Annotated in this window: 21 protein-coding genes; 10 read left to right on the top strand and 11 right to left on the bottom strand. The window is 70.7% G+C overall.

Features of this window, described 5'->3' with window-relative positions; translation table 11 throughout:
* Nucleotides 1-20: 20 nt before the first annotated feature.
* Complete coding sequence (locus LE548_RS27555; protein WP_225099658.1) at nucleotides 21-959, top strand: YihY/virulence factor BrkB family protein; 939 nt, start codon at nucleotides 21-23, stop codon at nucleotides 957-959.
* Here LE548_RS27555 and LE548_RS27550 read toward each other — a convergent pair.
* Nucleotides 907-2,133, bottom strand: coding sequence for a D-alanyl-D-alanine carboxypeptidase family protein (locus tag LE548_RS27550; RefSeq protein WP_225099657.1), 1,227 nt, complete (start codon nucleotides 2,131-2,133; stop codon nucleotides 907-909). The genes LE548_RS27555 and LE548_RS27550 overlap by 53 nt on opposite strands.
* Before the next feature lie 91 nt (nucleotides 2,134-2,224).
* Here LE548_RS27550 and LE548_RS27545 point away from each other — a divergent pair, with 91 nt between their 5' ends.
* Both LE548_RS27545 and LE548_RS27540 read left to right on the top strand, forming a co-directional pair.
* On the top strand, nucleotides 2,225-2,464 hold the full coding sequence (locus LE548_RS27545; RefSeq protein WP_225099656.1) for an SCO4848 family membrane protein: 240 nt from the start codon (nucleotides 2,225-2,227) through the stop codon (nucleotides 2,462-2,464).
* Nucleotides 2,465-2,723: 259 nt separating this feature from the next.
* Nucleotides 2,724-4,268: an ABC transporter substrate-binding protein gene (locus LE548_RS27540; protein WP_225099655.1), complete on the top strand. Its 1,545-nt coding sequence runs from the start codon at nucleotides 2,724-2,726 to the stop codon at nucleotides 4,266-4,268.
* A gap of 13 nt (nucleotides 4,269-4,281) precedes the next feature.
* Here LE548_RS27540 and LE548_RS27535 read toward each other — a convergent pair whose 3' ends face one another.
* The 8 genes from LE548_RS27535 to LE548_RS27500 form a co-directional block, all read right to left on the bottom strand.
* Nucleotides 4,282-4,869, bottom strand: coding sequence for a Uma2 family endonuclease (locus tag LE548_RS27535; protein WP_225099654.1), 588 nt, complete (start codon nucleotides 4,867-4,869; stop codon nucleotides 4,282-4,284).
* A gap of 90 nt (nucleotides 4,870-4,959) precedes the next feature.
* The gene (locus LE548_RS27530; protein WP_308030672.1) at nucleotides 4,960-5,679 is read right to left on the bottom strand and encodes a TetR family transcriptional regulator; all 720 of its coding nucleotides are present in this window, start codon (nucleotides 5,677-5,679) and stop codon (nucleotides 4,960-4,962) included.
* Between the two features lie 36 nt (nucleotides 5,680-5,715).
* On the bottom strand, nucleotides 5,716-6,126 hold the full coding sequence (locus tag LE548_RS27525) for a VOC family protein (RefSeq protein ID WP_225099653.1): 411 nt from the start codon (nucleotides 6,124-6,126) through the stop codon (nucleotides 5,716-5,718).
* 114 nt (nucleotides 6,127-6,240) lie between these two features.
* Nucleotides 6,241-7,002, bottom strand: a complete 762-nt coding sequence (locus LE548_RS27520; RefSeq protein ID WP_225099652.1) for a succinate dehydrogenase iron-sulfur subunit — start codon at nucleotides 7,000-7,002, stop codon at nucleotides 6,241-6,243.
* Nucleotides 7,002-8,756, bottom strand: coding sequence for a succinate dehydrogenase flavoprotein subunit (gene sdhA / locus LE548_RS27515; RefSeq protein ID WP_225099651.1), 1,755 nt, complete (start codon nucleotides 8,754-8,756; stop codon nucleotides 7,002-7,004). Before sdhA ends, LE548_RS27520 begins: the two co-directional genes overlap by 1 nt.
* Nucleotides 8,757-8,775: 19 nt before the next feature.
* On the bottom strand, nucleotides 8,776-9,258 hold the full coding sequence (locus tag LE548_RS27510) for a succinate dehydrogenase hydrophobic membrane anchor subunit (protein ID WP_225099650.1): 483 nt from the start codon (nucleotides 9,256-9,258) through the stop codon (nucleotides 8,776-8,778).
* Nucleotides 9,259-9,263: 5 nt separating this feature from the next.
* A complete protein-coding gene (sdhC, locus tag LE548_RS27505) occupies nucleotides 9,264-9,644 on the bottom strand; it encodes a succinate dehydrogenase, cytochrome b556 subunit (protein ID WP_225099649.1) in 381 nt (126 codons plus the stop codon).
* Nucleotides 9,645-9,757: 113 nt separating this feature from the next.
* Nucleotides 9,758-10,312 (bottom strand): 2-oxo-4-hydroxy-4-carboxy-5-ureidoimidazoline decarboxylase, encoded by a 555-nt coding sequence (locus LE548_RS27500; protein ID WP_225099778.1) that lies wholly within the window; start codon nucleotides 10,310-10,312, stop codon nucleotides 9,758-9,760.
* A gap of 155 nt (nucleotides 10,313-10,467) precedes the next feature.
* On the opposite strand from LE548_RS27500, the gene LE548_RS27495 reads away from it, so the two are divergent.
* The 4 genes from LE548_RS27495 to LE548_RS27480 all read left to right on the top strand — a co-directional run bounded on the left by LE548_RS27495 (nucleotide 10,468) and on the right by LE548_RS27480 (nucleotide 14,207).
* Nucleotides 10,468-12,135 (top strand): glycoside hydrolase family 20 protein, encoded by a 1,668-nt coding sequence (locus tag LE548_RS27495; protein WP_374116181.1) that lies wholly within the window; start codon nucleotides 10,468-10,470, stop codon nucleotides 12,133-12,135.
* A gap of 155 nt (nucleotides 12,136-12,290) precedes the next feature.
* Nucleotides 12,291-13,037 carry a DUF4328 domain-containing protein gene (locus LE548_RS27490; RefSeq protein ID WP_225099648.1) on the top strand — a complete coding sequence of 249 codons (747 nt, stop codon included), beginning with the start codon at nucleotides 12,291-12,293 and terminating at the stop codon, nucleotides 13,035-13,037.
* A 91-nt stretch (nucleotides 13,038-13,128) separates the two neighbouring features.
* Nucleotides 13,129-13,686, top strand: a complete 558-nt coding sequence (locus LE548_RS27485; protein ID WP_225099647.1) for a hypothetical protein — start codon at nucleotides 13,129-13,131, stop codon at nucleotides 13,684-13,686.
* A 134-nt stretch (nucleotides 13,687-13,820) separates the two neighbouring features.
* The gene (locus tag LE548_RS27480) at nucleotides 13,821-14,207 is read left to right on the top strand and encodes a hypothetical protein (RefSeq protein WP_225099646.1); all 387 of its coding nucleotides are present in this window, start codon (nucleotides 13,821-13,823) and stop codon (nucleotides 14,205-14,207) included.
* Nucleotides 14,208-14,223: 16 nt separating this feature from the next.
* On the opposite strand, the gene LE548_RS27475 is transcribed toward LE548_RS27480, so the two are convergent.
* Nucleotides 14,224-14,463 carry a hypothetical protein gene (locus tag LE548_RS27475; protein WP_225099645.1) on the bottom strand — a complete coding sequence of 80 codons (240 nt, stop codon included), beginning with the start codon at nucleotides 14,461-14,463 and terminating at the stop codon, nucleotides 14,224-14,226.
* Between the two features lie 75 nt (nucleotides 14,464-14,538).
* Between LE548_RS27475 and LE548_RS27470 the strand changes: the two genes are divergently transcribed.
* From LE548_RS27470 to LE548_RS27460, 3 genes are all read left to right on the top strand, one after another.
* Nucleotides 14,539-15,117, top strand: coding sequence for an RNA polymerase sigma factor (locus tag LE548_RS27470; RefSeq protein WP_225099644.1), 579 nt, complete (start codon nucleotides 14,539-14,541; stop codon nucleotides 15,115-15,117).
* A gap of 266 nt (nucleotides 15,118-15,383) precedes the next feature.
* Nucleotides 15,384-16,046, top strand: a complete 663-nt coding sequence (locus tag LE548_RS27465) for an RNA polymerase sigma factor (protein WP_225099643.1) — start codon at nucleotides 15,384-15,386, stop codon at nucleotides 16,044-16,046.
* On the top strand, nucleotides 16,046-17,083 hold the full coding sequence (locus LE548_RS27460) for a hypothetical protein (protein ID WP_225099642.1): 1,038 nt from the start codon (nucleotides 16,046-16,048) through the stop codon (nucleotides 17,081-17,083). Before LE548_RS27465 ends, LE548_RS27460 begins: the two co-directional genes overlap by 1 nt.
* A 208-nt stretch (nucleotides 17,084-17,291) precedes the next feature.
* Here LE548_RS27460 and LE548_RS27455 read toward each other — a convergent pair whose 3' ends face one another.
* The gene (locus tag LE548_RS27455) at nucleotides 17,292-18,140 is read right to left on the bottom strand and encodes a L,D-transpeptidase family protein (protein ID WP_225099641.1); all 849 of its coding nucleotides are present in this window, start codon (nucleotides 18,138-18,140) and stop codon (nucleotides 17,292-17,294) included.
* Nucleotides 18,141-18,203 lie beyond the last annotated feature (63 nt).

Raw genomic sequence — 18,203 nt, 5'->3', positions numbered from 1 at the left:
GGCAGGGGCAGGAACGGATCATGGACTGGCTGAAGAGACTTCCCGGCATCGGGCCGGTCGTCACCTGGCTGACGACGACCCACGCGTGGCACTGCTACGAGCGCCTCGACCGGGTGAAGTGGTCGCGGCTGGCCGCCGCCATGACGTTCACCAGCTTCATCGCGCTGTTCCCGCTGCTGACCGTGGCCGCCGCGATCACGGCCGCCACGCTCAGCCCGTCCCGGCAGAAGAGCGTCGAGCACAAGGTCGCCGAGCAGTTCCCGGGTGTCATCTCGGCCCAGCTCGACATCACCTCGCTGGTGCACAACGCCGGCACCGTCGGCCTCATCGCGGGCGCCTTGCTGCTGCTCACGGGCGTCAACTGGGTCGGCCAGGTGCGGGACTGCCTGCGCACCGTGTGGGAGCTGCCGGACCGCGAGGGGAACCCCTTCCTCGCCAAGGCCAAGGACACCGGCATCCTCGTCGGCCTCGGCGGCGCCCTGCTCGCCACGTTCGCCGCGTCCACGCTGGCCTCGGCCGCCGTCGGCCTGGTCTCGCGCCATCTCGGCCTCGCCGGGTACGGCTGGGGGAGCGTGCTGCTGCGGATCGCCGCGTTCGCCGTCGCCGTGCTCGCCGACTTCCTCGTCCTGCTCTACGTCCTGACCCTGCTGCCCGGCGTCGAACCGCCGCGCCGCCGCCTGCTGGTGGCCGCCCTGCTCGGCGCGGTCGGCTTCGAACTGCTGAAGCTGCTGCTCAGCGGCTATATCCAGGGCGTCGCCGCGAAGAGCATGTACGGCGCGTTCGGCGTCCCCGTGGCCCTGCTGCTGTGGATCAACTTCACCGCGAGACTCGTCCTGTTCTGCGCCTCCTGGACGGCGACGGAGAGCGCGGAAGGCGGAGAGGGCGGAGCGGACGAGCCGGCCGGGGTCACGGGCGGTTCCGGCGGCGCATCAGATCCGGCAGCGGCCAGCGGCGGTTGACCAGGAAGGCCGCGCCCGCGAGCAGCACCAGCACCCCGCCCGCGATGGCCGCGGCGATGCCGATCCCGGAGTGGGAACCGCTGCTCGCGCCCGCCACCGGCCTGGCACCGGTGCCGCCGCTCCCGGCGGACTTCCCGGCCCCGGACGCACTCGGGGCGGGGCTCGGCTCGGCGCTCTTCGGCGGCACCAGCTCGCCCACCGGCTGCACCTTGCCGGCCGCCTGGAAGCCCCAGTCGAACAGCTTCGCCGTCTCCTTGTAGACCTCGTTGTGCTCGTGCTTCTCCGGGTTCATCACCGTGACGAGCAGCACCCGGCCGCCCCGCTCGGCGACCCCGGTGAAGGTGGCGCCCGCGTGCGTGGTGTTGCCGTTCTTCACGCCCGCGATGCCCTGGTAGACGGGCACGTCAAAGTCGCCGGCGAGCAGCCGGTTGGTGTTGCGGATCTGACCGGAGCCGAACTTGGCCTGCACTGTCGAGCAGTAGTCCCGGAAGTCCTTCTTCTGCAGCCCGGAGCGGGCGAACAGCGTCAGGTCGTACGCGGAGGAGACCTGCCCCGCCTCGTCGTAGCCGTCGGGGGTCACCACGTGCGTGTCCAGGGCCTGGAGTTCGTCGGCGTGGTCCTGCATGTCCCGGACGGTCTGCTCGACCCCGCCGTTCATCGAGGCCAGCACGTGCACGGCGTCGTTGCCCGAGCGCAGGAACACCCCGAGCCACAGGTCGTGGACGCTGTAGGTGCTGCCCTCCTTTATCCCGACCACGCTCGACCCGTCGCCCATGCCCGCGAGGTCCGACGGCGTCACCTTGTGCGTGGTGCCGCTGGGGAAGCGGGGCAGCACGGTGTCCGCGAACAGCATCTTCAGCGTGCTCGCCGGCGGCAGCCGCCAGTGCGCGTTGTGCGCGGCGAGGACATCGCCCGACTCGGCGTCGGTGACGATCCAGGAGCGGGCCGTGAGGTCCTTGGGCAGCACGGGTACGCCCGGGGCGAGGTTCACCTGGGTGCCGGGCTGTCCGAGCCGTGCGCCGCCGACGGTGGACATCCGGGCCGGGGGTGTGGCCGTAGGGCTGGTTCTGGGGGTGGGGGCGGCGAGCGCGGCGGGCGCGGTGACGGAAAGGGACAACAGTGTGGCGGAGGTGACCAGCAGAGATCGCCGGCCGGTCTTCTTCGGTGCGGGCACGGTCGGAAACGTACCTGGACGCAGCCCCGAAGTCCCGTCTGTGACCCCACCCCCGACACGGAACCGGACACGGCACGGCGATACTGGACGTATGACGCTCAGCCGCCGCATCTCCTGGTTCCTGCTCGCCTTCGGGGTGTGGAGCTGGTTCATCTGGATCACTTTTGTCAAGAACCTCGTCAAGGACGGCAGCGGGCTCGCCTTCCACCACGGTCATCCGACCGCGTACTTCTGGGTGCACCTGCTGCTGGCTGTCGTCTCCTTCGTATTGGGGACGGTCATCGGGGTCATCGGGTTGCGCGGCCTGCGCGCACTGCGCCGCACGTCATAGCCGCGTCCCCGGCCGAGCAGCCGCGACCCTGGCCGAAACCGCTTCCCCACCCCTTTCCCCGCCTGTGAAGACGCCGTGAAACACGGAGAAAACAACGCCTCGGTAAGTTCTTGCCCCAACAGGTCAGAAAGCCCTTCCCCCAGCTCAAACACGTGTGATTAGGTGAGCCGCATCACTTGGGGGAGTGGCGAAATAGTGCTGGTCAGGGGTAGGGCCTGTAGGGGGCCTGGGGAGGGCACACCACATGCGATCTGTTCGCATGCGCATTCTCGTGACGCTGCTCGTGCTCGCGGTCGTGGGAATCGGCGGCTGGCAACTGCTGCCGACGCAGCAGAACAAGAACAAGACGATCACGGTCGGTACGACGGACGCCGTCACTGACCTGGACCCGGCGGGCGCGTACGACGCAGGTTCCTGGGCCCTGTTCAGCAATGTCTTCCAGTCGCTGCTGACGTTCGAGCCGGGCGGGGTCACCCCGGTCCCGGACGCCGCGCAGAGCTGCGCCTTCCAGGGCGCGGACCTGAAGACGTACCAGTGCACCCTGCGCTCCGGCATCACCTTCCCGAGCGGGCGCGCGATGACGGCCGAGGACGTGAAGTACTCCTTCGACCGGATGAAGAAGATCAACTCCGATGTCGGCCCGTCGTCGCTGTTCTCCACGCTCGCCTCGGTGACCGCCGACAGCGCCACCACCGTCACCTTCCACCTGTCCTCCGCGGACGCCACCTGGCCGCTGAAGGTCGCCACCGGTGCCGGGTCGATCGTCGACAAGGACAAGTACCCGGCCGACTCCCTGCGCAAGGGCACCGACGTCGACGGCACCGGGCCGTACAGGCTGACGTCGTACACCAAGGACCAGAAGGCCGTCCTCGCGCCGAACGGGACCTACAAGGGCGACATCACCGGCACCGGCCGCCCGGTCGAGCTGCGCTACTACACCGACTCCGCGAAGCTGGACAGCGCCTGGAAGGACGGGCAGGTCGACGTCGCCACCCGGAACCTGTCGCCGAACGTGCTCGCGCAGCTGAACCCGAGCGACCCCAACAAGCGCGTCACCGAGTCCGACAGCTCCGAGACCCGCAACCTGTACCTCAACACCCGCGCCAGCTCCCCGCTGCACGACGTACGGGTGCGCCGCGCGATGGCCTGGCTGGTCAACCGCGAGCAGCTGGCCGCGACGGTCTACCAGGGCACGGTCGACCCGCTGTACTCGCTGATCCCGACCGGCATCACCGGCCACACCACATCGTTCTTCGACGTCTACTCGACGCAGTCCGTCTCCAAGGCCCGCGCCCTGCTCACCCAGGCCGGCGTCAGCCTGCCGGTGCGCTTCACCCTCGGCTACGGCGTCGGCCGGGGCGCGGGCAAGGAGGAGGCCGCTGCCCTGAAGCAGCAGCTGGAGTCGGGTGGCCTGTTCCAGGTGGACGTCCAGGGCTATGAGTGGACCGACTTCCAGAAGCGCTGGGCCGCCGGGAAGATGGACGCCTGGGCGGTCGGCTGGGTGGCCGACTATCCCGACCCGGACACCTTCGGCGCCGCGCTCGTCGGCACCGGCTCCACGATGAGCACCGGCTACAGCAACAAGGTCGTCGACCATCTCATCCAGGACAGCCAGCAGTACGCCGACCGCAGCCGGGCCGTGAACGACTTCAAGGACATCCAGTCCGACGTCGCCCAGGACGTCCCGCTGATCCCGCTGTGGCAGCGCAAGGAGTTCGTCGTCAGCACCGAGGACGTGGGCGGCGGCCAGTACCTGGACGACGGCACGGGCGTGTTCCGGTTGTGGCGGCTGAACTGGATCTGATGGGCAGGAGGCCTCAGCTGTGGCCGGCTTGGAGGAGCTGGGCCACATCCAGGGTGACCTTGCCGCCGACGGATTCGGGAAGGGTCACGAGTTCGCCGGGAAGGTGGATGCCGTGGGTCTTGTAGCGGTCGGCCACCGGGCCGGTGAGGAGATGGAGGCGCTGGTGGCGGCGGTCGACGATGACGTAGACCGGGACCTTGGCCTTGGCGTAACAGGTGACCTTGTCACGTAGGTCCGTCCTCCAGTTGCTGGAGGTGACCTCCATGACCAGGCGGAAACAGGCCGGGTCGTAGCAGCTGTTCTCCACCAGGTGGTCACGGTAGTCGTCGTCGACCACGGACAGATCGGGGATGACGTAGTCCTCTGGACCGGTGGGCAGCCAGAGACCGATTCCCGGCAGTGCTCTCACGAGACCCAGTTGCAGGAAAGGAGCTGCGAAGAGCATCAGGGCCTCGGAGTGGGGGCCGTCCGGTGCTGGGCTCACGAGAATCTGGCCTCCGATGATCTCGACGCGGTAGCCCGGGTTGCGCTCCATGAGCCGGTTGGCCTGCGCGATCAGCGGACGCTCGCCATGGGGCCGCTCGACGGCTGCTGCGGACATCAGGTGCCTCCCGTGGGCTGGTGTCGAGAGCATCATCGTAGGCAGGCGACACCCCGGGTGTCCTGTTCCCGCGCGTTCACCCGAAAGTGATCACTCGCCCTCCCGGCCCTTACGCCCCGGATCCGGCAGCGCCCTCGTCATGCCCGGCAGGAAGTCCGTGAACAGCTCATGGATCTCCAGGACCAGGGGCCGCAGCACCCGGAACCGGGCGAGCGTGACACCGCGGGAGGTCAGCCGGGCCCCGCGCCGCGCGAGCCGGTAACTGCGCTCGCGCCCCTCGGTCCGGTCGAAGACCCAGTACAGGACCAGCCCCATCTGGGCGAGCCACATCAACTCCGGGAGTACGTCGCGGAGTTCGGCCGGAACCTTGGACTTCGAGCCGGCCAGCACCTCCCGGTGGATGGCGATCGCCTGCTCCCGCGCGGGCGCGCTCTCCGGCGAGAAGGGGCTGAGCGGGCTGTCGGGATCGGCGGCGTTCTTGAAGAACTGCACGGCGAACTCGTGGTACGGCCGCGCGATGTCGAGCCACACGGTCAGCACCCCCGCGAGCCGTGCCTCCAGGTCGGTCTCCCGGTCCAGGACCTCCCGGACGGCCGCCTGCTGCTCGGCGGCGATCCGGTCGTAGAAGCCCTGGATCAGGTGCTCCTTGCCCGCGAAGTAGTAGTAGGCGTTGCCGACGGAGACGCCGGCCTCCTCGGCGATGGCCCGCATGGTGGTCTTGTCGTACCCGCGCTCCTGGAACAACCGCATCGCGGTCTCCAGGATCAGCGCGCGGGTCTGCTCGGACTTGCTGCTGTTCGTTGCGGGCACGGTAGAGAAGCCTAGCCAGTGCCGGTAAGCCCACGGTCAGCCCCTGCGTCCCAGCTCCGGCCGCTTGGTGTAGTCGGTGAAGCCGACGACGTTCCCCCACGGGTCGGCGATCTCCACGGTCCAGCCGGTGGCGGTCGGGAACGCCTCGTCCAGCAGCGTGATCCCGGCGGCGGCCAGCCTTCGCGCCGCCACCCGCGCGTCCGTCACCTCCACCCACACCCGGGCCGAGGGCCACGGCGGCGTCCGGTGCCCCAGCTCCTCCTCGACTCGCAGCAGAATCCCCGGCGTCTCCTTGCCGACCCGCAGCAAGGCGATTCCGCCCTCGTCGAACCGGAACCCCACCCCGAACCCGGCCCGCTCGTAGAACCCGATGGCCGCCCCGAGATCCCCGACGGGCAGCAGCACGTTGTCGAAGCCGAGCAGCTCGTACGACTCATCGTCTGACATGTCGTCAGATTAGAACCGGCCGACGGGGAATCCCGGCCAAAACGCCCGAGGGCCCCGCTTCCGGGTGGGAAACGGGGCCCTCGCCGGCACCAGGGCCGGAAGGATCGGCAAGGATCAGTAGCGGCGCGTGATCAGGGCGCGCTTGACTTCCTGGATCGCCTTGGTGACCTCGATACCGCGCGGGCAGGCGTCCGTGCAGTTGAAGGTCGTACGGCAACGCCACACGCCGTCACGGTCGTTCAGGATCTCCAGGCGCTGCTCGCCCGCCTCGTCACGGCTGTCGAAGATGAAGCGGTGGGCGTTCACGATCGCGGCCGGGCCGAAGTACTGGCCGTCGTTCCAGAACACCGGGCAGGAGCTGGTGCAGGCGGCGCAGAGGATGCACTTCGTCGTGTCGTCGAAGCGCTCGCGGTCCTCCGCCGACTGCAGACGCTCACGCGTCGGCTCGTTCGTGTCCTTGGTGACCAGGAACGGCATGACGTCCCGGTACGCCTGGAAGAACGGCTCCATGTCCACGACCAGGTCCTTCAGGACCGTCAGGCCCTTGATGGGCTCGATCGTGATCGGCTTCTCGGGGTTGATGTCCTTGATCAGCGTCTTGCAGGCAAGGCGGTTCTTGCCGTTGATCCGCATCGCGTCCGAGCCGCAGATGCCGTGCGCGCACGAGCGGCGGAAGGTGAGGGTGCCGTCGACGTCCCACTTGATCTTGTGGAGGCCGTCGAGGACACGCTCCTTCGGGTCGATCTCCAGCTGGAAGTCTTCCCAGGTCGCCTCGCCCGAGACCTCCGGGTTGAAGCGCCGGACCCGGAAGGTGACCGTGATGTACGGGGACGCGGCGGAGTTCGCCTCCACCTTGTCCATGACAGGGGTAGCCATCAGTACTTACGCTCCATCGGCTGGTAGCGGGTCTGGACGACCGGCTTGTAGTCGAGACGGATGGACTCGGCGCCGTCGTCGCCCACCTCGCGGTACGCCATGGTGTGGCGCATGAAGTTGACGTCGTCGCGGTTGGGGTAGTCCTCGCGGTAGTGACCGCCGCGGGACTCCTTGCGGGCCAGGGCGGAGACGGCCATGACCTCGGCCAGGTCGAGCAGGTTGCCCAGCTCGATGGCCTCCAGCAGGTCCGTGTTGAACCGCTTGCCCTTGTCCTGGATCGCCACGTTCTTGTAGCGCTCGCGCAGCTCGGCGATCTTCTCGACGGCCGTCTTGATCGTCTGCTCGGTGCGGAACACCATGACGTTGGCGTCCATGGTCTCCTGCAGCTCGCGACGGATCGTGGCCACCCGCTCGTTGCCGGTGGAGTTGCGCAGCCGCTCGATCTGCTCGACGACGAACGCCTCCGGGTTCTCCGGCAGCTCGACGAAGTCCGCCTTGTGGGCGTACTCGGCGGCGGCGATGCCCGCGCGGCGGCCGAAGACGTTGATGTCCAGCAGCGAGTTGGTGCCGAGGCGGTTGGCGCCGTGCACGGACACACAGGCGACCTCGCCGGCCGCGTACAGGCCCGGGACGACGGTGGTGTTGTCCGCCAGGACCTCACCCTCGACGTTCGTCGGGATGCCGCCCATCGCGTAGTGCGCGGTCGGCTGGATCGGGATCGGGTCCGTGTACGGCTCGATGCCCAGGTACGTCCGCGCGAACTCGGTGATGTCGGGCAGCTTGGCGTCCAGCTGCTCCGGCGGGAGGTGGGTGAGGTCCAGGTAGACGTGGTCGCCCTCGGGACCGCAGCCGCGGCCCTCGCGGATCTCCGTGTAGATGGAGCGGGAGACGACGTCACGGGACGCGAGGTCCTTCATGACCGGCGCGTACTTCTCCATGAAGCGCTCGCCGTCCTTGTTGCGGAGGATGCCGCCCTCACCACGGGCGCCCTCCGTCAGCAGGATGCCCATGCGCCAGATGCCGGTCGGGTGGAACTGGAAGAACTCCATGTCCTCCAGCGGCAGACCCCGACGGTAGACGGCCGCCTGGCCGTCACCGGTGAGGGTGTGCGCGTTGGAGGTCACCTTGAAGAACTTGCCGGTGCCGCCGGAGGCGTAGATGACGGCCTTCGCCTGGAAGATGTGGATCTCACCGGTCGCCAGCTCGTAGGCCACCACACCGGCGGACTTCCGGACGCCGTCCTCCTCGGTGATCAGCTGGTCCAGGACGTAGAACTCGTTGAAGAACTCCACGCCTTCCTTGACGCAGTTCTGGTACAGCGTCTGGAGGATCATGTGGCCGGTGCGGTCCGCGGCGTAGCAGGACCGGCGGACCGGGGCCTCGCCGTGGTTACGGCTGTGACCGCCGAACCGGCGCTGGTCGATCGTGCCGTCCTTGGTGCGGTTGAACGGCAGGCCCATCTTCTCCAGGTCGAGGACGGCGTCGATGGCCTCCTTCGCCAGGATCTCGGCGGCGTCCTGGTCGACCAGGTAGTCACCGCCCTTGACCGTGTCGAAGGTGTGCCACTCCCAGTTGTCCTCCTCCACGTTGGCGAGCGCGGCGGCCATACCGCCCTGCGCGGCGCCCGTGTGGGAGCGGGTGGGGTAGAGCTTGGTCAGCACGGCGGTGCGGCTGCGCTTCGTCGCCTCGATGGCGGCGCGCATGCCCGCGCCACCGGCGCCGACGATGACGGTGTCGTACTTGTGGATCTTCATGATTCTCGCAGCCCCGTGCCTAGCGGATGTTCGGGTCGAAGGTGAAGATCACCAGCGTGCCCAGCAGGATGGTGAACACCGTGGCGGTGTAGAGCAGAGCCTTCAGCCACATGCGGGAGGCGGCACGCTCCGCGTAGTCGTTGATGACCGTGCGCAGGCCGTTGGCGCCGTGCAGCATCGCGAGCCAGAGCATGAGGAGGTCCCAGACCTGCCAGAAGGGGCTCGCCCAGCGGCCGGCCACGAAGGCGAAGCCGATCTTGGAGACACCGCCGTCCAGCACGAGCTGGATCAGCAGGTGGCCGAGGACCAGGACGACCAGCACGATGCCGGACAGGCGCATGAACAGCCAGGCGGCCAGCTCGAAGTTGCCCCGGGTCGACTTCGGGGTCTTCTTCGTGCGCTTGCGCGGGGCCTCGATCAGCGGGGCCGGGTTGTCGACGGTGTAGACGGCGCCGCCCTCGACGGGGCCGATACCGGACGCGGTGGTTTCAGTGGCGGACATGGGCGTCAGCTCCCGAACAGAACACGAGCGGCGTGACCGAGGACGGGGTAGATGGCCCCGACCATCAGGACGATCCACACGCCCATCACGGTCCAGAACATCTGCTTCTGGTAGCGCGGGCCCTTCGACCAGAAGTCGACGGCGATGACGCGCAGGCCGTTGAGCGCGTGGAAGAGGATGGCGGCGACGAGGCCGTACTCCAGCAGCGCGACGATCGGCGTCTTGTACGTGGCTACGACCTTGTCGTAGTCCTCGGGGGAGACACGCACGAGAGCGGTGTCCAGCACGTGAACGAACAGGAAGAAGAAGATGAGGACGCCGGTGACTCGGTGAGCCACCCAGGACCACATTCCTTCCCGGCCGCGGTACAGCGTTCCAGCCGGCACGGAAGAACCCTCCGGGAGCGGGGACTAGGGCCGCGCCGGCTTCGGTGTCGGTCGGGCCCGGCCGGGTACGGTCCACCGGCCCTCTGCATGGTATCCATGCGGCGCGGCGGCGCTTACGGGGGGCCTACCTGTGTGATCAAACTGGCACCGGATGGGTTACGGCCGGGGTTCCGCAAGCAGGCTGCGAGTCTCCCTCCGGCAAGGCGCCGGAGTTCCTCCGCCGCCACTACCCGTTCCTCCTCCGGATCGTTTGTCAATCGTGATCGGATGGCTTCGAGGATGCGGTCGAGGGCCTCGTCCGAGTGGACGTCACCCAGATAGATGACGAACGCGTGTCCGAACCGGGCCTCGTAGGCCGCGTGGGCCGCGCTCAGGGCCATGTGGGCCGCCGAGTACGTGCCTTCGGGCAGTTCGGGGAGTGACTCTCCCGCCAGCGCCTCCGACAAGTCGGCCGGTGACAGGTCGTACGCCGCCTCGTCCGCTGCCGCCAGGAGAGAGTCCAGGTCGGGGTAGGGGCGGTGGTCGGTGATGCGGTGGGACCAGCGCAGGCTGTGCAGGCAGTGCAGGAGGAGGGCGCGGGCCTCGTCGGCGGGTGCCGTGTTGAAGGCGTCCAGGGGCTTGGGGAGAGAGGGGAGGCGGTGGGCGGGCAGCGTGGGTCCTCGCGTCACATGGGTGCGGCAGGGGATGTGCTGTGAAAGGTGTGTCGTCAGGTTATCGAGAGTGGTCACAGCGTGTCCGTGAGATGCCTGAATTTCACTCGTACGGAAGAGTTTCAGAACTTCTGAGTGACGGGTGAACGGCGGAACGGTCGTAGGTTGGCAGGGTGACCCAGCACAGGCGCCGTGTTTCGGCGCGGCAGGTGGTACGGAAACGGGCCGTGGTGGCCGCCGCGTTCGTCGGGACCGTCGCACTCGGCACGGGGGTCGGCGTGTGGGCCTCCTCCGGCGGCGGTGACGGAAAGAAGGCGGAGGGGAGCGCGGTCCCGTCGTCCTCCGGACGGGCGGCCGGGACCGGCTCCGGTACGGCGGCCGCACCTTCCTCCGCGAGTCCCACGCCGAGCCGGTCCTATCCGCTGTCCCAGGCGCCCCGGACGATCCCCGCGGTCAGCGCCTTCACCCCGGCGCGCGGGCCCGGCTGGCAGCCGCGGAAGGCCGACCGGGTGGTGGTGAGCGACGCCGAGCTGGCCGACGAGGGGCGGCTGCTGGCCGAGGAGCTCGGGCTCACCTACGCGGGGGAGAAGGACGACGTGCGGGCGGGGGACGTGCGGCTCGCGCTCGGTGGCGGGGGCGGGAACCAGGAGTCGTACAGCATGACCGTCCGCGAGGGGCGGGTCGACATCAGCGGGCCCGGCGAGGCCGGTGTCTTCTACGGCACCCGCACGCTGAAGCAGGAGGTCCACGGCGGCGGTACGGCACCGGAGGGGGTCGTACGGGATGAACCGGCCAAACCGGTACGTGGGTTCATGCTGGACATCGCGCGCAAACCATTCTCCGAGTCCTGGATCGAGGACCGGATACGGGAGTTGGGGGACCTCAAGTTCAACGAGCTGGGACTGCACTTCTCCGATGACCAGGCCTTCCGGATCGAGTCCGCCGGCCACCCCGAGATCGTGTCCGCGGACCACCTCACCACGGCGCAGGTCAAGCGGATCGTGGAGCTGGCGGACAGCCGGCACATCACGGTCGTGCCCGAGATCGACTCGCCGGGGCATCTGGGGGCCGTGCTCGCCGCGCACCCGGATCTGCGGCTGCGCAACGTGAACGACGTGCCGGCGAAGGGCGCGATCGACATCTCCAAGGACGCCTCCGCGAAGCTCGTCGACGATCTGCTGAACGAGTACGCGGGCCTGTTCACCGGCGACCAGTGGCACCTCGGCGGCGACGAGTACCAGGCGCTGACGGCCAAGGACCCGCAGGCCCTGTATCCGCAGCTCGCGGCCGCCGCGCGGAAGTCGTACGGCTCCGGCGGCACGGTCGCCGACCTCGCCACCGGCTGGCTGAACGACCGCGCCGGCACCGTCCGCGCCCACGGCAGGACCCTGCGGGCCTGGAACGACGGCTTCTACCGCGGGACGTCCGTGCAGGCCGCGGGGGACCTCCAGGTGGCGTACTGGACCGGCAAGGAGCTGGGCGCCCGGCCGCCGGCGGACTATCTGAGCGCGGGCCGGAAGGTCCTCAACTACAACGACGAGTTCCTCTACTACGTCCTCGGCCAGCCGCAGACCTTCGTCTACCCGACCGGACAGCGGATCTACGAGCAGTGGAACCCGCGGGTGCTGCGCGGCACGGCCGCCGTACCGGCGCGGTACGACGGGCAGATCCTCGGCGGGTCGTTCGCGGTCTGGTGCGACTTCCCGAACGCCCAGAGCGAGGCGCAGGTCGCGGCGGGGATCCGGATGCCGCTGCGGGCCACGGTGCAGAAGCTGTGGGACCCCGGCAGGCCGTCGCTGTCCTGGGCGGACTTCCAGGCGCTGGCGAACCGGCTGGGCTGAGCGGAGCCGGGCTGAGCGGAGCCGGGCCGACGGAATCGGGCCGACCGCAACCGGGTGGACGCGCGGCGCCGTTCGGCCGTATGTTCCGGTGTTCGCGCTGTGCGGCCAGGGGAGGCCGCGCGTCAGCCGCCATCGCCGTCCGGGGGGACCTCTTCGTGACCTCACCCATGCCCGCACCGTCCGCACCGGTGCCCGCACCGCCGCCCGCACCGCCGTTCGTGCCCGGTGCCGTGCTCCGCTCGCCCGTCGGGCTCGGCCGGGCCACCGCCGCTCTGCTGGGACTGGCCATCGCCACGGATCTGTTCGCCTGCGTCGCGGACGTGCAGGAGATGAACGTCCTCGGTGACTTCGTCGACGGCGTGAGGGGCGAAGGCATCGTGCACCGGGCCCAGCAGGCCGACACTCTGAACAACGCCGCCGGCCACGCCCAGGCGTGGACGCTGATAGCGACGGCCGTCGTCTACCTGTGCTGGCTGTGGCGGGTGCGGGTGAACTCCGAGGCGTTCGACCAGTCCGCGCACAGCATGCGGCGCGGCTGGGTGATCGGCGGCTGGTTCTGCCCGGTCGTCAACCTGTGGTTCCCGCGCCGGGTCGTCCTGGACACCTGGGACGCCAGCGTGCCCTGGGGCGCGCGGACCGGGCACGGGTGGGTCAACGCCTGGTGGACGCTGTGGATCGTCGGCCTCCTCACCGGCTACATCGCGAACGTGAGCATGGAAGCCGCCCACCACTCGGCGAGACTGCTGCGGAACGCCGTCGAGCAGATGCTGTTCTCCGACGCGGTCGACGTCGCGGCCGGCGTCCTCGCCATCGTGGTGGTCGTCCGGCTGACCCGGATGCAGCACCGCAAGGCCCTCGCGGGTCAGGCGCTGGCCCAGGCCCCGGCTCCGGCCTTTGGCTGAAACCTTACTGCTGTGACACTCCCGCGCTGTCGCACGCAGTAAGGGGAAGTGCGGGCTCCGTAAAGGCGGCGCCCCGGCGAGGGAGGCTTCCATGAGCCTGGTGGAACGGATCGCGCAGGCCGACGAACGCGGACTGGCCGCCAGCGGGTTGGCTTGTTTGGATCGGTGCCTGCCGCTGCTCGGCGCCGACGACGAGCTGCTGCGCCCCCTGTGGGCGAGCCTCGCCGACGGCTCCGACTGGGGTCCGGGCCTGGCGCGGGCCCGGGACACCCTCGGCGCCGGGGAGTCCGAGGACGACGAGGCCGTGCGGCTGGCCCGCCGCATGCTGGACGCGGCCCCGGCCGATCGCACCGCCGAAGCGGTACGGCCCTGGGCCGACGCCTGCTCGGTCGCCTCCCTGCGCATCCACCGGCTGCTCGACCCCGCGGCGGACGCCACCTCCGCCGTCGACGGGCTCGACGCCGGCCGCGCGGGCGCCACCGAGGAGCTGCCACCGCTGGTCGCCGCGGAGCTGCGCCGCCAGCGGGCCGTGCTGGACCTGGTCACCGAACACGGCAAGCACGGGCTGCGGGGCGCCCTGGAACTGTCGGTCGAGGGCCGCCGGGTGCTGCGCGCGGTGGTGTCGCGGCGGGCGCGCAGCGCCCTGTAAGTGCCTGGCTACGGCGATCCTGTGAGCGCTCTGCGGCGGACGTGGGGCGGTCCTGCGACGGTTGGCGAAACGTTCCCGAATCGCGTGACGGATGATCGCGCCGGGTCGCTCTTCCCTATGTGACAGCCCAGGACATGACAGCACAGCAGGACACCCGGCCGCACGCCGCGGCGAAGCCGGTGCGGTGGGCCGCCGACACCGTGGCGATGGTGCGCGAGGGCGCCCGGGTCCGGCTCGACTACTCGGCGCAGAGCCTGTGGCGGGTGGACCGCATGATCGAGGACATCCGCCGCGAGGGCCCGCCGCACGGCGCCGTCCAGAGCGCGCTGCGCGGCTTCGGCGCCTACGCCGGCGAGGTGATCGTCCGCCAGACCGGCGCCGAGTGGTGGGCGACCGGCGGCGAGTACTGGGTGCGCACCCCCGACGGCCGGATCTGGGACCCCATCGACGAGGCCCGCCGCGCCTACGGCGGCCACGGCTCGCTGCGCCTGCTGTGCCGCGACGCGGCCACCGCCCGCTGAGCCGCCCGCCGAGCCGTCAGCAGGGCGCCGTCACCAGGTCGCCGATCACCCGCTGCCCCACCTGCGCGGCCGGCCAGGGGGCCCGCGCGGCCTCGACCTGTTCGACGTGGACGAAGAGCGTGTGGTCCGGCGCGGGCTCCGTGGGCACGGCGAGGTCAGGGGTGTTCGCCCGGATCCGCAGCCTGACCGGCACGTGCTCCACAGGGGCGGCCGCGTCCGGCAGCAGCTCAAGCCCCTTCCTGGCCGGCTGTGACACTTATGTGAGCCGTGACGCTGATGTCGCTGGGGGAGACGCGGAACGCGAGGACATCGGTACGGACGAGGACGGTTCTTGGGCCACGGAGGGGAACGCCGGCGCCTGCGGGCGTACGACGGTGAGCTGAGGGAGGCCGTCGCGCGGGCCCAGGAGGGCGACGAGGCCGCCTTCGCGGTCGCGTACCGGATCGTCCAGCCGGGACTGCTCGGCTATGTGCGCGGCATCGTCGGCGACGACGCCGAGGACGTGACCTCCGACGCCTGGCTGGAGATCGCCCGTGACCTGGGGCGGTTCACGGGCGACGGCGCGGGCTTCCGTGGCTGGACCGCCACCATCGCCCGGCACCGGGCGCTGGACCATCTGCGCAGACAGCGGGTACGGCCCCGGGCGACCGCGCTCGAACAGGACGTACTGGACCTGCCCGCGCAGCACAGCACCCACGAGCAGGCGCTGGAGTCCCTGTCCACCGTGCGCGCCCTCGAACTGGTCGAGGGGCTGCCCCGCGACCAGGCGGAGGCGGTACTGCTGCGGGTCGTCGTCGGCCTGGACAGCCCGGCCGCCGCCCGCGTCCTCGGCAAGCGGCCCGGCGCCGTACGGACGGCCACGCACCGGGGGCTGAAACGTCTCGCCCGCGAGCTGGGAGTACAGAGCTGACGGCAACGGCCGGGGCCGCCACCCCCCACAGGAGAGGCCCCGGCCGTCGCGCGGACGGGCCGCGCACGGCCCGTACTCTCTTCAGCGCCGTGAGTGCGTTTTCTGTCACACCCCGGTCCCGTCCGGCCCGCACCCTGCGTACTTCCGTGCCCGGTCACGAGATAGTTGCATCGTCTACAGACCCGTCGACGGACATGGACGAGAACCGCTTTCACGCCGTAACGTGCCTTTCGCGCCGGACCGGGAAACAGGCGTAAGGGAGTGCGGTGCTGGGGGACGACGCGGAGCTGACCGCCGCGGTGCGTGCGGCACAGGACGGCGACGAGGCCGCATTTCGTACGGTGTACCGCGCCGTACAACCACGGCTGCTCGGATACGTCCGCACCCTGGTCGGTGACCCGGATGCCGAGGACGTCGCCTCCGAGGCCTGGTTGCAGATCGCCCGTGACCTGGACCGGTTCACCGGGGATGCCGACCGGTTCCGCGGCTGGGCCGCCCGGATCGCCCGCAACCGCGCCCTGGACCACATACGGATGCGCGGCCGCCGCCCCGCGATAGGCGGCGACGAGACGGAACTGACCGGCCGGGCCGCCGAGTCCGACACGGCCGGCGAGGCCATGGAGGCCCTCGCCACCGACAGCACCCTCTCCCTCATCGCGCGGCTCCCGCAGGACCAGGCCGAGGCGGTCGTCCTGCGGGTGGTGGTCGGCCTCGACGCCAAGACCGCCGCCGAGACGCTCGGCAAACGCGCCGGTGCCGTACGTACCGCCGCGCACCGAGGTCTGAAGCGGCTCGCGGAGCTGCTCGGCGACGATCCGGAATCGGCAGGCGCCCTCGACGCGCTCCCACCCCAGCGAGAACCGCGCCGTGGCGCGGTGTCGTCCGCAACTGTGACGCATACGCGAGCGCGGACGCAGAAGGACATGTGATGGCCGACGAGCAGGACAAGTGGCTGAACCGTGAGACGGCGGAACGTCTGCTGAACGGTGAGTCGCTGGAAGCCGTCGACGCCTCCGCCCGTGACCAGGCCGAACGCCTTGCCCAGGTGCTCGGCGCGCTGTCCGGGCAGGCGGCCCCGGCCACTGGTGAACTCCCCGGCGAACAGGCCGCCCTGGCCGCGTTCCGCAAGGCCCGCGAGGCCGCCGAGGACGAGCGGACCGCCGCCGCCCTCGCCGAGGAAGCCCACCGCCGGCGCTCCGGCGCGGCCGCCCCGCCCGCCGACGCGGGCCTGATCCGCATCGGCGCCCCGGCCTGTACCGGAACCCCGGCCGGCCGGCCGCGCCGCCCCCGCTGGGCCCGCCCGGCCCGCCTGGCGCTCGCCGCCGCGCTCACCGTGGGCACGCTCGGCGGGGCCGCCATGGCCGTCGGCGGCGGGGTGCTGCACACGTTCCGGCCCGACCGGCCCGACCCCGCCGCCTCCGTCTCCGCCGACCGGACCTCCGGGACACCGCTCGCCTCCGCCTCCCCGTCGGCCCCCTCGGCTCCCGGTCCGGGCGTGCCGAGCGGCAGTCCCGGCGCACCCTCGGGCGATGCCTCCGGCACGGCCTTCGGCGCCGGCGGCAGCCCGGCCGGCAGCGGCAGTCCGAGCGCGGGGAGCAGCTCGGGGGCGCCGGGCGCCGGTTGGCAGGACATCGCGCGGGTCTGCCGGGATCTGCGTGACGGCAAGGCGCCGGACTCCGGCCGCCTGCGCGCGCTGGCGAACCTGGCGGGCGGGTCCTCGCAGGTGAGCCGCTACTGCAAGGTGATCCTGCCCGACCCCGGCTCGGCGGCCGGCGGCACCGGGGACGACCAGGGCAACGGCAACGGCAAGGGCAAGGGTGCGGGCAACGGCCAGGGCGGTGACGACGACGGCCACCCCGGCCGGTCCGGCCACGGCGGTGACGGCGGCAACGGCGGCAACGGCGGTGACGGCGGCAACGGCGGTAACGGTGCCGGGTTCGGCAAGGGCCACTCGCACCATCCATGACCTGCGGTTTTATGGTCCGGGAAAAATTTTCGGCGCGGGGTGTGACGTTTTTGGCCCGCGTGACGCAGTACTGAGTGAGCCGACTGGTCATCGGCCGTCGCACTGAGCCGGGGTTCCCCCCGTACCCACGGCTCGTGCCTGGCGCGGGCGGGACACGTTCCCCCGGTCCCGCCCGCGCCCTATCTCTCTCAGCCGCCGGTGAACGGCGTCACCAGTAGACGACGGCCTTGTCGCCCACCCGCACCTGCGCGAAAAGCTGCTGGATCGCGGCCTCGTCGCGGACGTTGACGCAGCCGTGCGAGGCGCCCGCGTAGCCGCGCGCCGCGAAGTCGTACGAGTAGTGCACCGCCTGCCCGCCGCTGAAGAACATCGCGTACGGCATCGGCGAGTGGTAGAGCGTGGACGTCCAGGTGCGGGCCTTCCAGTACACGTGGAACACGCCCTCCCGGGTCGGGGTGTACAACGCACCGAACCGCACCGACAGGGTGGACAGGGTCCGCCCGTCGACCATCCAGCGCAGTGTCCGCGTCGTCTTGTCGATGCACAGCACCCGCCCGGTCAGGCAGCGCGGGTCGGGTGCCCCGGCCGGCTGACCGCCCATCAGGTACAGCTCCCAGGTGCCGGGGGTGTGCGTCATCGCCACCAGCCGCTGCCAGGTGACGGTGTCGGTCCGCCCGGTCCGGGGCAGCCCGCGCTTGCCCTGAAATCCCGCCACGGCCTGCTCGGTCGGCCCGTCGTACGACCCCGTCGGCCCCTCGGACAGCCAGTCCAGCTGGCGCAGCCGGGCCTGGAGTTCCCGCACGCCCGTCCCGATGTCGCCGCGCACCCACAGCACGGGGTCCGCCGGTACGACGGCCGGGGCCGGCGTCCGGATCGGGGGCGGGACCGGAAGGCGGGCCGTCCAGGTCGAGGCGGGCGACCGGGGCGACGGCACCCGGACGTGCACCGGGCGGCCGGGCTTGGCGTCGGCACCCGGCGGCTGCACGGTGCACCCGGCCAGCGCGGCGAGGGCGGCGGAGGAGACGACTGCGGCGGCGAGCGGGCCCCTGATCCTCATGCCGGGGATGTTTCCCCGCGTGACCGCCGTCGAACTACGGGGCATGGTGAAAGGGGATAAATC

Origin of the sequence: Streptomyces sp. CoH27 (assembly GCF_020181035.1) — a bacterium.
GTDB classification, from domain to species: domain Bacteria; phylum Actinomycetota; class Actinomycetes; order Streptomycetales; family Streptomycetaceae; genus Streptomyces; species Streptomyces camelliae.
The sequence above is the reverse complement of the archived record's forward strand: the minus strand, read 5'-3'. Positions and strand labels throughout refer to the sequence as shown.